The organism is Nitrospira sp., from assembly GCA_035968315.1.
Taxonomy (GTDB): domain Bacteria; phylum Nitrospirota; class Nitrospiria; order Nitrospirales; family Nitrospiraceae; genus Nitrospira_D.
The window spans coordinates 802,220-817,234 of the sequence record JAVYIN010000005.1 but is presented as its reverse complement, the minus strand read 5'-3'; the positions used below and the strand labels follow the sequence as shown (position 1 = coordinate 817,234).

Below are 15,015 nucleotides of genomic sequence, written 5' to 3'. Positions count from 1 at the left end.
TGCGTGCGCTGGCTACGGGCGTAGGTGACGCCCTTGCTCAAGGCCTGGATAAACGGGGAGAGCCGTCAGCGCTTCGCGATAGCGAATGTGCAGTTCCTCCTGTTGGTCCGGGGCAAATAGGCGGCCGCCTGAACTGACCTTGGCCAGATATTCTTCCGGCTCGAAGGCCGCATCGAAGGCGGCGGATCGTTCCGGGACATTCGGCATTTGGCGGTCGTATTTGCTGATGTCTGGACCGGGGCTGTGCCGGTCGTGCACCTCGCTGAGGGTCAGGACGAGGATATTGTCACGAACGGAGAGCCATCCTGCCGTCGTTTCCTCCTCCCCCTGGTCCGTGGCATGACTCAGGCGGAAATGCACCCGCTGAGCCGGTGTGGCCTGAGCCAATCCCTTTGCCAGGTGTGGGGCCAACAGCACGATTTCTTCATCCCGGAAGGCCCTGGTCCTGTTGGCGTCACCGCTGAATAAACGGTGGATCACATTCCGCCGCTCCCACACCCGCACGTTTCGCAAGAGCGTGCCGATTTCAGTCGGTGTGAGTGCGGCCGGGTGTGCGTTCACCGATGAATCGGGATCTCCTTCCAGCCGTATCGTATTGAGTCCTGATTCATAGATCGCCTTCGGCGCTGAGACGGGCTGTGTGGCGCAACCTGCCAAGATAGTGAGGCCTGCGAAGAAGAGGAGCCCCGTGATCGACCAGGTGTAGGCGTGCGGTGTTGACGGTGCGGTGCTGTTCATGGTTTTCCCTCCTGCTGTTGGGCCAATCCGGCATTGCGAGATGCTTGATCGAACCCATGTTCTTTGAGTTGCGTTTGGGTCTGGGGTGTCAGGAGAAACTCGATGAAGTCCCCCGCTCCAGACAGGTTCTTCGCTGTCCAGACAACGGCTACGCCGTAGCGAATCGGGGTATGCGAGTTTTCCGGGGCCGTATCGAGAATGCGAACGTGTTCGTCCGCGACGGCGTCTGTCCGATAGACGATGCCGATTTCGGCCTCACCCTTGGCGACCAAATCCAGCACGGCGCGCGAATGTTCGCCATAAATAAACTGCGATTTCAGTTGCGGTTCGAGTTTGCTGTGCGTGAGAAACTGCATAGCGACTTTTCCCACCGATGAGGCTTTGGGGTCACCGATCGCGATGCGCCGGACCGGGACGGTGTGCAGGTCCTGAATCGAGGCGATGGGCGCGGGAAGCGTGGTGCTGGTGATCAGCACCAGCGACGTGCCGGCATAGACACGTTTGCTGCCCTGAATGACGAGGCCCTTTTTTTCGAGCTGATCGATTTCCTCGGACAAGGAGGGGAGGAACACATCCACGGGTGCTCCTTCTTCGATTTGCTTTCGGAGGGTTTGGGACGGGCCATAGATGACCCGCACGTTGACTTCACGGTGCTGGGATTCGAACAGCGGCAAGACTTTCCGTAATGCGTCCTTGACGCTGTTGGCGGCGGCAATGGTGAGCGTTTCCGGTTGCGCTGATGCGCCGGCCGGTGCCCAAAATGTAAGAGCCGCGATGCTGAGCAGCAGCCATCGTCGAAAGAGCTGAGCCTGGTGTTTCATGGACGTCCTCGTGGTGATGTGTGTGGTGTTCTGCATGTTTCGTTAGAAGTAGAACTGGTATTGCACATTGATGCGGTTTTCGATGAGATCCTGTCCGAAGCCAGGGAGGCTTTCGAAGGGATAGCGGTCTGGGGCGCGCCCGCCGCTGCCTTGTGTGATGTTGGAGTAATCGATGACAAGCCGGTTGTTGTAGGTGCCGTCGAAGCTGTAGTTGATGGCGAAGCCGAACTCCTTGGTGAGATCGCGCTTCTGTTTGGTCGAGGGGTCCATCACGCCATACCGGACAGCCACTTCGAGTTTGCGGGGGATGAGGTATTTCCCCACTTGGGTGTACCAACCCCAGGCGTGCCCCAGCGCTACTGGGGGGCCGGTGAATTGAGCTGCCGGGATGGTGGCGAGGTCGAAGGGGGTCGCGCCGCTGTCGCTATGACGGACACGCTGATGCCGGAAGTACCCTTCAGCCTGGAGGGACCAGCCTTGGTATTTGGCGATGAAGTCCGTCTCGTAGGTCTGGAAATCGTAGATGCCTCCGCCGAGGAGCCGGCCATTAAAAGCTTTGGTGACACTCTGGCGATAGGCCCGGTCGACGATGTCGGAGCGAATGGCGCTCAGGTAGTTTTGTGCCGGATTGTAGGCATACCCGAAGGCGATGGCTGCCTGTGGGGTGCGTGAGTTCAAGATGTCTCCTTGGCCATACCCCGGATTTCCAGAAATCTTGTACAGAATCCTGGCGGTGTACAACATCTCGCCGGTCATGAATCGAGTGTCGTAGTTGTAGGTGCGAGTCGTTCCTGATGAGGGGCCGCCGCCGCCGCTAGGAGGCAGGACCCGTTGGCTGACAGAAGTGCCTTCCCTGGTCAGGTTCGGTCCAACCCCTCCCCAGATACCAACGGCATAGTTCAGCTTGTATTGATCCTCATCGCTGAGGATGCTGATGCCGACGTCGCGGCTGTCGATTTGATTGGCGGCAAAGGCCCGCTGGACAATCATATTGTCCGCAAACGTGGAGGTGGCAATGGAACTGATATTGGCGCGGTTGAACCAGACGCGCTGCTGGCCGACTTGGACCGTTGCCAATGGAATGTGCCAGGAGGCGACATAGGCATCAAGCAGTCTTGCCCGGCCGCTGCCCCCTTCCTGATCCCACGAGGTTTGATCGAACGACCAGGAAAAGTTGTAACGGAAATCCGGATCGAAGGCGTAGCCCAGAAACTGGACGCGGGCGCGGGGGACGGAGAAGAGATTGGAATCGCTCTGCTTCTTGACGGCCCGAAACTCGACCTGGCCCCCCAGAATCTCCGGGTTTCTCGAATCTCCGATCGTGCCCCAGGCGCTGTTGTAGTCACTGTGGGTGTAGCGTACCTGAGTCAGCAGCCGAAGTTTCAGAAAGAACTTCTCTCCGACCCGGATGTTCAAGCCGTTGTTGACATCGAGGCCAAAATTCAGCCGTGAAAGGCGTTCTTTCGTTTCGATCACCTTCAGGCCTTTGTCGTACTCCTCCTGGGTGATCAGCCCTTTCAGATAAAGATACTTCAATCCAGGGTCTTCGCCGGAATAGTACTCCCACTTGCCTTCCTTCTTGACGAGTTGGCCTTCCTCGGCGGCCAGGGCAGGGGGTGGATTGGTCAGAATCGTCAATGATCCAAGAATCAATAAAAGCACACCGGAAATTCTCATGTCGCTGCTCCTCCTGGACATGAAAACTTCCGGTGATCCGGTCAGTTTTCGGAATGTGTGTAGGGTGTTTTATATCGTGTGGGCTCCAGTCGTCTGGATGGCCCGTGCCGGTTTCTTATAGGGAAAGACAGGGTTGTGTGTTCATGTCAGCTCACTGCGCAGACGAGAGGCTATCCGTGCCAATACGCAGTTTTTCCTTTCGTTCGATCTGGACCACTTTGGAGTTGTGGATCACGATTTCGACTGAGCCGAATCGGATTCCCTTCAATGCGGCCAGAATGGTCTGGGCGATGTCGTGATCGCTCTTTCGTTCTGATCGGTTTTCGTGTTCCATGATGGTATGTGTTGTCGCCGCTGCAACATGGCGCTTATCGCATGATGATCTTGCCGCTTCGGTCCCAGAACCAGAACAGGGACACGTTCGGGTAGATGGAATTGCTCGCATTTTGTCCCGCCGCCGTAAACAGGCAGCCGGCCGCGACCATCCAGTTTTGCGAGAAGTTCCATTGCAGGGCGGGCTCGACGCCGATAATCGAGAAGCCCTTCAGCTGGCCTGTATTGATCTGGTGTCCGTCGGCGCGCCAGGTGGTGCCATGCAAGGTGCTGATCTCGATGTTGTAGCCGAACCCGTGTTTGTCATCGACGATATGTTCGACAATCAGGCGTGTGTTGATGACATCGCCTGAATAGGTCGTCAGCCCCTGGTTTTCTCCAGGGACCGCATAGGTATAAAACACGGCGGCGCTGATCCGGATGGGCTCGAAGTTCTTGCGCATCATGAGCCCCTGGGTAATGCCGTATTCGCCGAACCGCGTGCTGGGCAGCCGGCCAAGCGGCGAAAATCCTCCGGGGGGACGCTCGGCGCCCGTCCAGCGGCTGGTGGGGAGCACGATTTGCGTAAAGTGGGTGATGGACGGTTTCCAGCTATCCGGATCCTGGATGATCGGACGGTATTTCATGACAAGCGACACGTCTCCGAAACTGGTATCGGACGTGTGGGTTCCATTCTGCGTGGCCCAGAAGGCGTTCATGGACAGCGCGGCTCCCACCTCGACGTGATTGCTAAGCCCGTAGGCCGCATTCACGGATGGCGAGATTTGATAGAGGTGAACGGGGCCGTTCTTGCTGTCGGTCGCGAAGCTGAGCCGGTTGCCGAAGCTGCTTTCACTGATCTGGGAGAAGAAAAACTCTCGGATGGAGAGCTGGCCTTTCGGCTGTGTATCGACCGACTGAAGGAGGATGGGGCCATGTGAGAGGGGATTCCAGCTCTGCCGGTACTTCTTGATGTCCTCATCCGTCGGCACCCAATCGAATGCGTGAACGATGGGGAGCAGGGCAATAAAGAGTGAAGAGATAAGGGCTGCGAGAAGAACAAGTACTCGAGTCATGGTGGCTGGTCTTTCTTATAAATAATTATATATCTGTAAACCGATCAAGATTGAGATAAATGTAAATATAGTAAGTGGAGCTACATTGTCAACAAGTAAATTGCATGGGTGCTAAAGACAGAAACATTGATATGTGGAGTCATTAATAATGAGCAATAAATGTTTGGTCTGTCAATTTTGATTGACTTAAGTAAAGTATATTTGCTATTTCGTTTTGCATGACTCAACGAAATCCATCTCCCGCGGTGCCACCGACTTTCCTGAATCGGCTCAAGGACGTGCGAGTCGCCAGGGGGCTCTCGCAGGGTGAGCTCGCGGCCCGTGCAGACATTACTCGCCAGGCCATTTCTTCGATCGAAGCCAACCGCTATCTCCCAACCACTGCTGTGGCGCTCCAACTCGCGCGTGTACTGAATACCTCGGTGGAAGAGTTGTTTTCCCTGCAATCCGCGGGAGAGGTGATCGAGGCCAGATTGATTGATGTGCCGAGGCCGACGTCGTCCGTCTCTTCGTTGCCTCGGGTGAAGGTGGTGAAGGTGAATGGCCGGTATTATGCGCGGCCCGTGGCAGGTCTTGGTGAAGTCTTGAGCTATACCGTCGCGGCCGATGGGTTTCTTGAATCGCAGGAAATCGCTCGTCGAGGGCGCGTCGATGCGCCTGTTGTGCAGGTGCGGCTTTCACGTGACCGCCAGGCGATCGAGCAGGAAATCGCTGTGGCCGGGTGCGATCCCGCCATCTTTTTGGCGGGAGAACACCTTCGCCGGCGGAAGGACCAGACCAGCGTGGTGGGCTGGACGATGGGGAGCACCGCCGCGCTCCAGGCGTTGCAACGAGGCGAGGTCCATGTGGCCGGCATTCATCTGACCGATGCGTCGACCGGTGAGAGCAATCTCCCGTTTCTCCGCCGGCAGTTGAAGGCGAGTGCTTATGAGGTGATTACGTTCGCTACTTGGGAAGAAGGATTGATGGTCAGGCCTGGCAACCCCAAGGGGCTTCGATCGGTTGTGGATTTGGTGCGGGAGGATGTGACCCTGATCAATCGGGAGGAGGGAGCTGGTGCCCGATTATTGCTTGATCAGCGGCTGCGCGCGGCAGGGTTCGTCGGTTCGCAGGTAAACGGGTACGATCGCACGGCGGCGTCCCATCTCCATGTCGCGCGTCTGGTCTCGGAAGGGCAGGCGGATGCGGGGGTGGGCATCAGATCCGCCGCGCAGTCCTATGGCCTCGACTTCATTCCGTTGCAGTCGGCACGCTACGATTTGGTGGTGCCGAAAGCCTATCTCTCCAGCCATCCCTCCCTGAACCATCTCTTCGACACGCTGGCCAGCCGGCCGTTTCGGTCGGAGATCGCCGCCATCGGCGGGTATGACACGACGGACACGGGCAAGGTTCAGGCGTTGTAATGATGAGGGCGGAAATCTGATGACTATGCGATGGATGAGTGTTGTCACGGTGGGGCTCTGTATCGCCGCCAGCGTGAATTGTGGGCCGGTGCCACGTTCGGTTCGAGATGAAGGCGCGGTTCGGGTGCTGGTCATTGCGACGTCACCGGCCGTGGCGGAGGCGCTGACTCAACTCGGCCAGGCGTTCGAGGTCAGCCATCCGGGGGTGCGCGTCCAGCTTTCTGTCGATCCAGCGCTCGATTTGCGCCGGATGGTTGCCGCGATGGAGAGCCGAGGCAAGTCCTTCATCGGCTCAGGCCCGATTCACCTCGTGGCGCCGGGCGGCGATGAAGTCATCACCCGTATGGAACAGAAATATTATTTGCTGCCGGAAGCGAACGCCTTGTATGCGACGGAACGGCTCGTGCTGATTGCACCAGAGTCCTTGAGCGAAGCACCGGAATCATTTGAGGCGTTGGCGACGATGGGGACGGTGCGTATCGCTGTCGCCGACCTGTCCACGCGACTGGGCGTAGAAACCGATCAGGTCTTGAGGGCCTTGGGCCTCAAGGGGAAGAGGCTCGATCTTGCCAACGATCAGGCGGGCATTCTTGATCATGTGCTGAGCGGCCAGGCCGATGTCGGCATCCTCTTCGGCCAGGATGCGATGAAGGTTCAGCAGCGGGTCCGCATTGTGGCGACGGCTCCAGCCGGCCTCTACAAGCCGATTCCGCATTCTATCGCCATGGAACGGTATTGCCCGGATCGTCCGCTCTGTGAAGAGTTTTTGCGGTTTGTGACGAGCCCGGACGGGCAGTCGGTATTGAAACGATTGGGGTATGGACCGGGGAAAACGCCTGAATCACCGGTGCGCGTTTCTATTCCCTGAGTGGGCGGTCAGACAAGGTTCCTGGCGGCGTCTTTTCATATCAACGGAGAGCATGTATGCGTCATCAATACCGTGCCTTCATATTTCCGCGGATAGTTCTCTGTGTGGCTGCCGTGGGCCTATCCGCTTCCTGTGCGCGTCTGCCGTACACCACGACTATGGTCCATGAAGACGCGCGTGTGATTGTCTCGCTTCAGCGGGAAGTGGAGACCTCGGCCTATTCACATCCGGCACACCTGACCGCGGCGGAGTTAACGGACATCTTGCAGGGGTTCTCATTCCGGCCCAAGCAGCGCATGCCGTTGCGCTGGTTCGCGGAAGAAAATCCTCCGAAGCCGGTGTTCCGCCAGGATGAACTGACCGCGTTGGCCGTCCGCCTCTCGGAAGGCCTCCGAGCCGCCGGGCCGGAGGAGCGCGTGCATTTCGAATTGCGCGCGCCGGGTCTCAATCCCAGTGTCCTCCGTGATGTTGTCGGCGGGTGGGTAGCGGTTCGTGAACCCTATTTCTATCTTACGCTTGAGCATGTGCATGTGCAGATCCCGACCAGAAAATCAGATCTCTACGACTACAATTACCCCACCCCGCCGCCACCGCCCGCCGAGTACCTTCTCTATTTTGAGCCTGGCCGATTTTGGGCTGCCGACCAACAGGGTGTCTCAGCGCTGGACTATCGTGCGTTCTTGAAAATGCCCAAAGTCGGAACGTCTCCAGGGTCGTAACCTTCATTTTCATCCTTGTCGCCATCGTTCATTCGCGATCGTCTGTTCGCTTTGATTGAGGAGCTCATTGCCATGTCTCATCACGCTCGATGGTTTGTTGCTGGATATATGGTTCTGTTGGGTCTGTGTATGAGCCCGGCTTGGGCTGCGGATGCCGGGAAGCTCGTCGAAAAAGACGGACGCTACGTGTTTGTCGAAAGCATGGATCCGGCCACCAAGCTCTTGCTGCAGCGGGCGGTCAAGCAGGGCACGATTACGCAGGAAGAGTACGATCACGTGGTCAGGGAATCGCAGGAGCGCACATATCTCTTACAGCCCAGCTTCAAAGCCTGGTATGACCGGGGTTTTAACTTTTCGATGAACGACAATGACTTCCTCCTCAAAATCCGTGGCCGGTTCGCAACGCGCTATACACAGCGGTATAGGAATGATGCCTGGCGCACGACAGGAGATTCGAAAGATTTTCCTGAGCTGCTCGGGGTGTTCGGTGATTACCGTGCGAATCGATCGACCAATGATGGATCCACATTCAATTTACGGACCGCCCGCCTCTATTTCATGGGACATCTCTTCAGCCCTGACTTGAAATACTACTTTCAGCTGGCAGGGGAGACGAGTGAAAATGCGCAGGCACCTGGCTCCATTTCGATGCTTGACGCGTATGTGCTCAGCACTCATATCCCCTGGCTGAATGTGCAGGTCGGTCAGTTCAAGGTCTACTTCAATCGGTCGCAGATTAATTCGACCGCGGCGATGCAGTTTGCCAACCGAGCCCTCGCGATGGATGCCTTTGCGGCGAGCGGGCTCAACCGGCGTGACGTCGGCATCACGATCATGAATGATGAAGAAATATACCCGGTCAATTACTATTTCGGCATTTTCAATGGCGAAGGTCCTCTGGTGAATCGGTTCGCTCAATTCGGCAGCGAGGAAGCCACGGTGGGGTGTTCGGGAGGACAGACTGGTGGGAATCCCTTTCCCTCTCCGACAGGCTGTCCGGCGAATAACCGAAATCTCAACGCCAATGTCCGAACCAGCATCAACCAGCTCATGTATACGGCGCGGTTGCAGTGGAATGTCTTGGGCCGGGCTGGATATGGCGAAGGTGATATTGCCTACTCCGAGACTCCGCAAATGGCGATAGGGGGTGGCTATGCGTATAACCCCGGGCTTAATACCAGCACCGATAATGCGTTCGTCGGCATCGATCTGGCAAATCTGAATCTCAGACGGTCGCTGGCCGTGCTGGGAAATGGGAGAATGCTCGGGCAAGGGATCGTCGACTTTTCCACCTGGACCCTCGATTATGCGTTCAAGTACCGTGGATTCTCGCTGCAGGCAGAATACTGGTTCAGGAACGTGACGCGGCATGAGAAAGGACTCCCCTGTTTGCAGACGGCCACGGTGGGAGGGCCTTGTACGGTCTATGCGCCGGGACAGTTCGGCAATGCGACGGGTTGGTATGTGCAATCGGGTTACTATCTGATTCCCCGGAAAGTCGAAGTCGCGGCGCGTTATGCCTGGTGGGATCCGGATACCAGATCGGGCGGGGATTTGATCAAGGAAGTGGATGTCTCATTGAACTGGTTTCTGAGCGGGACGTACGATCATCAGATCATGGTGACCTATAGCAATATTGCGATGGGACAAGGCGGCTTTGCGATTGGACGTAGTGCGCCGTTGCCGGCGGTGGGCACCAATTTCCCGTCCGGAACCGTAGCATTGGATGTGAATGCCAGGACGTTGATTGAAAATGCGGTCCGCATCCAATATCAAATATTCTTTTAAGGAGGCCGGGCTATGCTTCGAATCATTGCCATCATATGTATGCTTGTCCTCTCAGGTGTAAACCTGGCCGGCGCGGAGGAGGTGACGATTGCCGCGGCGTCGGATCTGAATTTCGCGTTCAAGGAACTCGTGGCCGAATATGAAAAGACTACGGGGAACCATGTGAAGCTGTCGTTGGGGTCGTCGGGCAATTTCTATGCGCAGATTCAGAACGGGGCGCCCTTCGATCTGTATTTTTCCGCCGATAGCGGGTACCCCAAGAAGCTGGAAGAGGCCGGGCTCACGGTGCCAGGGTCGCTCTATCGATACGCGGTGGGGCGCATTGTCTTATGGGCAGGGACGGCATCGCGCCTGGATGTATCTAAGGGGCTCGATGTCCTGCGGGAGCCGGGTATCAAGAAGATTGCGATTGCGAATCCCAAACATGCCCCGTATGGTCGTGCGGCGGTAGCGGCGATGGAGTACGCCAAGGTCTACGAATCGGTCAAAGATAAACTGATCTTGGGGGAGAATATCTCGCAGGCCGCGCAGTTTATCGAATCCGGTGCTTGTGACATCGGGGTCATCGCGTTATCGCTTGCGATGGCCCCTGCCATGAAAGACAAAGGCTCTTACTGGGAGATTCCGGCTGAGGCGTATCCTTCGTTGGAGCAGGGGGCGGTGATTCTCAAACAATCCAAGAATCAGGCCGCGGCGCGGAGCTTCCTGGAATTCTTACAAAGCTCGCAGGGGCAGGACATCATGAGGCGGTATGGATTTACATTGCCGAGATAATGCGGTGAAGGCGCTGTTCGGTGCGGCGGTGTTCGCTGTTAGCGCCGGATGCTCCGATGCCGTGACGATGGTGCGGGAGACGCCGACGAGCGGGGTCGTGTCCTACCTCTTTAAAGAAGAGCGTGGGGGGCCGATGGGCTCAATCCATCGGAGAGAGGCGTTGAAGGTCATGGAGCAGAAGTGTCCGTCCGGCTACGTGGTGCTGAAGGAGGGGGAAGTCAAAGGGTACGGCAGCCTGTCCAGCGTGGAAGGGGCGGAGGGGGAGGTCACCGGCCGGCGGTGGGGAATGCAGTTCATATGCAAGTAGGACGTATTCTGAGATGAACTGGCTTGCCATTTGGGTCACTGTCAAATTGGCCAGCCTTACGGCTGGCTCCTTGCTGCTGATCGGGTTGCCGATCGCCTATTGGGTCACGTTTTCAACCTGGCGCTGGAAATTTCTGGTCGAGTCGATTGTCGCCTTGCCGCTGGTGCTCCCGCCGACGGTGCTGGGGTTCTACATCCTCGTCGCCATTGGGCCTCATAGCCCCATCGGCCGCTTCTATGTGGACCTGGTCGGCCATCCTCTTCCATTCACCTTCGAAGGGCTTTTGTTGGCGTCGATTCTGTATAGCTTGCCGTTTGCCGTACAGCCGTTCGCGTCGGCGTTCGAGCAGGTCGATCGCCGCTTGCTCGAAGCCTCCTGGACGCTGGGCCGCTCCAAGGTGCAGACGTTCTTTCGGCTCATTGTCCCCCTCTCGGCCACCGGGCTCATTACGGGCGTGGTGCTCAGCTTCGCCCATACGCTTGGCGAGTTCGGTGTGGTCCTCATGGTCGGCGGCAATATCGCCGGGGAGACGAGGACGGTCTCGATCGACATTTATGACGAGGTGCAGGCGCTGAATTATGCGGGGGCGGCGAAGACGGCGTTCTTTCTCCTGGTGGTGTCGTATCTCGTATTGCTGACGGTCTATGCCATGAATCGAAAGGTCTGGGCGGCATGGCCGCAGAAGTAGCCATCGACATCACCAAGACCTATCCGGGGCGTCCGCCGATCCATGCGGCGATCCGGTATCCTCTTGATCAGGCCACGTCTCTGGTGCTGTTCGGCCCGTCCGGATCCGGAAAGACCACCGTGCTGCGCTCGATCGCAGGCCTTGAGTGGCCGGAGCGCGGAACCATCCGGTTTATCTCGCGCACGTGGCTCGATGCTGAGGCCAGGGTGCGGGTGCCTCCGCAGGAGCGCCGGATCGGCTATATGCCCCAAGACTATGCGTTGTTTCCCAACTACACGGTGGCGGGGAACATCGGGTATGGACTTGGCGAGTTGTCGCTTGCCGAACGGATGACACGGGTGGAAGAAATGATCGAGCTGTTCCAGTTGCAAGGGCTGGAGTCGGCCAAGCCACGAGAATTGTCCGGCGGTCAGCAGCAGCGGGTGGCGCTGGCGCGGGCCGTTGCCCCGCGGCCGCAGTTGCTCTTGCTGGATGAACCGCTTTCCGCGCTCGATGCGCCTACGCGTGTGCAAGTGCGGGGCGATCTGCGGCGGCTGTTGACCCAACTGGCCCTGCCCTCCATCATCGTCACGCACGATTGGACCGAAGCCCTGACCTTCGGCGATGTCATCGCCGTGATGGGCAAGGGAAATGTGCTGCAAGTCGGTTCGCCGAAAGACGTGTTTTCCCGTCCCAAGAATGCCGACGTCGCGCTGATCGTCGGTGTCGAAACGGTGGTCGAGGGGAGCGTGATTGAACAAGGCGAGGGGCTGGCGACGGTTCGGGTGAACGGCACGACGCTCAAGGGACTAGGGGCTCATCCGGTCGGGGCATCGGTGCTGGTCTGTATCAGGGCCGAGGATGTCGTATTAGAGCCGGCCGGCAGCGGGATGACTAGTGCGCGCAACCATCTCGTCGGCTCCGTGACCGGCATGATGCCGCAAGGGGTGATGGTGCAGGTCATGATCGACTGCGGGTTTCCACTCGCTGCGCTGGTGACGAGGGGGGCGATGGAAGATTTGAGACTGTGTATTGGAAGTCCCGTTACTGCTGCCATGAAAGCCGGGGCTGTGCACTTGATTTCACGCTGAGCGTTCTCGATTACGGCGCCCCGTACTCCCCGAATTCAGTGCCCTGCGTGCTGGTTTTTCCGCCTATATTCCTCTCCCCAGCTTCTGTGGATAAGCCTGTTTATAACAGTGAGACGATCGCACTATTGGCTTGAATCCACCACTAACCGAACAAGTTGCCTAAGTTTTAGTCATTGAAGATCTCCCATGATAGCCTACAAGATATGGTGGGGACCGTATAGCCATGGCCTTATTACATGTAATAAGGCCATGAGAGGTAGACTGTTAGTTAATTTATCAATAAATCTCATACCTTCGGTATTAATTGAGCAAGTGATTCACAGGGTATCAGTAGGGTTCTTCTAAAAATCTCGTTTTCTTCTCTTGACAACCTTGGATTAAGTGGTGTAACCATTGGTTACATCATGCAGGCAAACGATCTCAAACAGATTCGAGATGCATTGGGGCTGACGCAGCAGCAATTGGCTGATGTGTTGAAGACGACGCGCGTGTCGATTGCCCGCTATGAGTCTGGGATGAGGCGCATTCCCGGCATGGTACGGGTGGCGCTGGAACAACTGCAGCGCCGTACAGAAATTCCGATGGCGGGACTTGTCGCCGCCGGATCTCCCATTGAGCCGGTGCTCCAATCTGATCTTGTGGATGTCCCCCCGAGCATGTTGCGGGGAGGTGAGACGTTTGCCTTACGTGTGAAGGGCGAGTCGATGAAAGATGACGGCATTCTGCCTGGCGATCTTGTGGTTGTGCGGCGGCAAGAATATGCCCGCAATGGGCAAACGGTGGTCGCGTTGGTGAATCAGGAAGCGACGATTAAGACCTATTATAAAAAAGACACGCACATCGAGCTGCACCCGGCCAATGCCGCGATGCAGCCGATCATCGTCACTGCGAATGATCAGTTTCATATCGAGGGATTGCTTATTGGGGTGATTCGCCATTGTGCCATCTAACTGCAGGAAGGAGGGGCTAATGCTTACCGGAGGACAGACTCGGATGACGGAAAGGTTGGTGGATCTTGAACGAACGATTGATTCCTTGACCGGACAACTCCAGGAAGTGCGCTGCGAGCTGCATCAGGCAAAGGTTCAGCCGCTGCCGGTTCGGTTCTGGCGCAATCTTGTGCGATTGAAGTCCAGTCAGGAGTATATGTCGGCGGTCTGCAACCGGAAGGTCCGTCCGAATACAAAGGTGGTGTCCTATGCCAGTTCAAGAGCGTAACGTCGATAGTATAGTGAGTGGGCCCTGCGCAGAATGCGGCATGGTGATTGTGGGCAGGATGGAAGTGTTCGATTGCGAGACTCGTTCGCGGGTCGAGCTCTGCCCATTTTGTTGGCTGGTTACTCGCCAGCGGCAGGTTTTTGCCGGAGGCTGTTGCGGATAGGTGCAGAACAGAGTGTGTCGCTTGCGGGGCGGTGTGTGGTGTACGTGCTGCACTGCAAAGTCTGGTGCCTTCTCAGATGGGTAGGTGGATCGTGCGGGTGGGGTCTTCTCGATCCCTTTCAAATTGGGTCTATTTTGACAGCTCGATATAACGTAAATAATTGATAAATAACGGTAAGTATATAAATTTTTCGTTGCATGATTTCGCTGGAATGTTCATGGTATGATGTCGGTGCTGCTTTCGCTGCTTTCTTGGTGCCAAGGGTCTCCCCTGGACCAGAGGAAGTCGGGGAGGTGATGTGGCCATCACCTCCCCATTTTTTTCTGCTCTGACGTTCTTCTTTCTGATCATTACCTGCAGATACCTTGCCCCTCTCATCGATGATCAGACTCTTTACCTGAGCAATGCCGTATTGATATCGCCCAATTCTATTTTCTTGTCTTGCCACTGGTGGCGTAGCGTAGTTGGTATGGGGCATTCCACTTGTATTCAGGCGCGTGGACCATTCCCGTTTCTCCCCAGGTGCCTATCAGGGAGAGGTGAGAAATTGCCGTGCGGTGACAATCAGTGGTTGAGCCGGTACTGCGAAGAGAAGTTCAAATGGGGTTGTGGTGGTCGGACTGTGTAGTTATCGAGGAGGAAGGTGAGGAGGCGACGTGGCCGCCGCCTCCTCATGGGCGCCTACTTCTTTTTCTTGGCGGCGGCCTTCTTTGCCGGCTTCTTCGCGGCGGCTGCTTTCTTCGGCGCTGCTTTCTTCGTTGCCATGAGTACTCCACCCCCCTTCGATGTTAAAAGTGAAAAGATATGTCTTCTATATCAGAGATTGTGCGGCGAGTAAAATTTTTCTCTTCGAAATTGTCTTTGAAGAGAGTTTGTCGTGTGTGTCGGCGAGTTTTTTCTGGTGAGAGGGATGTGGGTGATTCAAGTTGCGCAAGTTGGAGAAAGCCAGATTTTGAACGCACAGCGTTGTTTGCCCGCATCCGTGGTTCATAATGGATTCCAGGAGGGAAGAATCTGAAGAGGAAAGGTGATGGCGATTCTATTTCTCGTGTCCAGCAAGAGATTGCCCTTGCGGAATGCTCAATGGACTGGAGTGCGCACCTTGCGAGGAGCGCGTCTTGCGCAGGTCGATCCCCGTGGAGCAGGCAACAGGTTGCGGATTATATAAAACGGAGTAAGAAGTGGTGGCGGTGACCCGGATTGAACGGGTGACCCGCGGCTTATGAGTCCGCTGCTCTGCCAACTGAGCTACACCGCCATGCGAGTGAAAACTCGCATACTTCCCTGCTCATCGTCAAGGGTGGCGTGGTGCTTCTTGACGAACTGTGTGTTTGGCGTGAACCCATCGGCAAAAGCTGGTATCGTGGCCTGAATTATCTCAAGGAATGGGTGT

Annotated in this window: 16 protein-coding genes and 1 tRNA gene; 10 read left to right on the top strand and 7 right to left on the bottom strand. The window is 56.7% G+C overall.

What is annotated here, in order from left to right:
* Positions 1-12: 12 nt before the first annotated feature.
* The 5 genes from RI101_07545 to RI101_07525 form a co-directional block, all read right to left on the bottom strand.
* On the bottom strand, positions 13-738 hold the full coding sequence (locus RI101_07545) for a hypothetical protein (protein ID MEC4889900.1): 726 nt from the start codon (positions 736-738) through the stop codon (positions 13-15).
* Complete coding sequence (gene modA / locus RI101_07540; GenBank protein ID MEC4889899.1) at positions 735-1,559, bottom strand: molybdate ABC transporter substrate-binding protein; 825 nt, start codon at positions 1,557-1,559, stop codon at positions 735-737. Before modA (RI101_07540) ends, RI101_07545 begins: the two co-directional genes overlap by 4 nt.
* Before the next feature lie 42 nt (positions 1,560-1,601).
* Positions 1,602-3,236 carry a hypothetical protein gene (locus tag RI101_07535; GenBank protein MEC4889898.1) on the bottom strand — a complete coding sequence of 545 codons (1,635 nt, stop codon included), beginning with the start codon at positions 3,234-3,236 and terminating at the stop codon, positions 1,602-1,604.
* Positions 3,237-3,387: 151 nt separating this feature from the next.
* Positions 3,388-3,570, bottom strand: a complete 183-nt coding sequence (locus RI101_07530) for a DUF2292 domain-containing protein (protein ID MEC4889897.1) — start codon at positions 3,568-3,570, stop codon at positions 3,388-3,390.
* Positions 3,571-3,604: 34 nt separating this feature from the next.
* On the bottom strand, positions 3,605-4,624 hold the full coding sequence (locus RI101_07525; protein ID MEC4889896.1) for a hypothetical protein: 1,020 nt from the start codon (positions 4,622-4,624) through the stop codon (positions 3,605-3,607).
* A gap of 245 nt (positions 4,625-4,869) precedes the next feature.
* Between RI101_07525 and RI101_07520 the strand changes: the two genes are divergently transcribed.
* From RI101_07520 to RI101_07475, 10 genes are all read left to right on the top strand, one after another.
* Positions 4,870-6,027, top strand: a complete 1,158-nt coding sequence (locus RI101_07520; protein ID MEC4889895.1) for a substrate-binding domain-containing protein — start codon at positions 4,870-4,872, stop codon at positions 6,025-6,027.
* A 19-nt stretch (positions 6,028-6,046) separates the two neighbouring features.
* Positions 6,047-6,895 (top strand): substrate-binding domain-containing protein, encoded by an 849-nt coding sequence (locus RI101_07515; protein MEC4889894.1) that lies wholly within the window; start codon positions 6,047-6,049, stop codon positions 6,893-6,895.
* Positions 6,896-6,999: 104 nt separating this feature from the next.
* Positions 7,000-7,614 carry a hypothetical protein gene (locus tag RI101_07510; GenBank protein MEC4889893.1) on the top strand — a complete coding sequence of 205 codons (615 nt, stop codon included), beginning with the start codon at positions 7,000-7,002 and terminating at the stop codon, positions 7,612-7,614.
* A gap of 129 nt (positions 7,615-7,743) precedes the next feature.
* A complete protein-coding gene (locus tag RI101_07505) occupies positions 7,744-9,402 on the top strand; it encodes a porin (GenBank protein MEC4889892.1) in 1,659 nt (552 codons plus the stop codon).
* Between the two features lie 12 nt (positions 9,403-9,414).
* Positions 9,415-10,176 carry a molybdate ABC transporter substrate-binding protein gene (modA, locus tag RI101_07500; protein ID MEC4889891.1) on the top strand — a complete coding sequence of 254 codons (762 nt, stop codon included), beginning with the start codon at positions 9,415-9,417 and terminating at the stop codon, positions 10,174-10,176.
* Positions 10,154-10,483, top strand: coding sequence for a hypothetical protein (locus RI101_07495; GenBank protein ID MEC4889890.1), 330 nt, complete (start codon positions 10,154-10,156; stop codon positions 10,481-10,483). Before modA (RI101_07500) ends, RI101_07495 begins: the two co-directional genes overlap by 23 nt.
* A 13-nt stretch (positions 10,484-10,496) precedes the next feature.
* Positions 10,497-11,171, top strand: a complete 675-nt coding sequence (modB, locus tag RI101_07490) for a molybdate ABC transporter permease subunit (GenBank protein MEC4889889.1) — start codon at positions 10,497-10,499, stop codon at positions 11,169-11,171.
* Positions 11,156-12,241 carry an ABC transporter ATP-binding protein gene (locus RI101_07485; protein ID MEC4889888.1) on the top strand — a complete coding sequence of 362 codons (1,086 nt, stop codon included), beginning with the start codon at positions 11,156-11,158 and terminating at the stop codon, positions 12,239-12,241. Before modB ends, RI101_07485 begins: the two co-directional genes overlap by 16 nt.
* 404 nt (positions 12,242-12,645) lie before the next feature.
* Positions 12,646-13,191: a transcriptional repressor LexA gene (gene lexA / locus RI101_07480; GenBank protein ID MEC4889887.1), complete on the top strand. Its 546-nt coding sequence runs from the start codon at positions 12,646-12,648 to the stop codon at positions 13,189-13,191.
* A gap of 43 nt (positions 13,192-13,234) precedes the next feature.
* The gene (locus RI101_07475) at positions 13,235-13,459 is read left to right on the top strand and encodes a hypothetical protein (GenBank protein ID MEC4889886.1); all 225 of its coding nucleotides are present in this window, start codon (positions 13,235-13,237) and stop codon (positions 13,457-13,459) included.
* Between the two features lie 281 nt (positions 13,460-13,740).
* On the opposite strand, the gene RI101_07470 is transcribed toward RI101_07475, so the two are convergent.
* Both RI101_07470 and RI101_07465 read right to left on the bottom strand, forming a co-directional pair.
* Entirely contained in the window at positions 13,741-14,070 is a 330-nt protein-coding gene (locus RI101_07470) for a hypothetical protein (GenBank protein ID MEC4889885.1), read from the bottom strand.
* 734 nt (positions 14,071-14,804) lie between these two features.
* Positions 14,805-14,880, bottom strand: a tRNA-Met gene (locus tag RI101_07465).
* Positions 14,881-15,015: the final 135 nt, after the last annotated feature.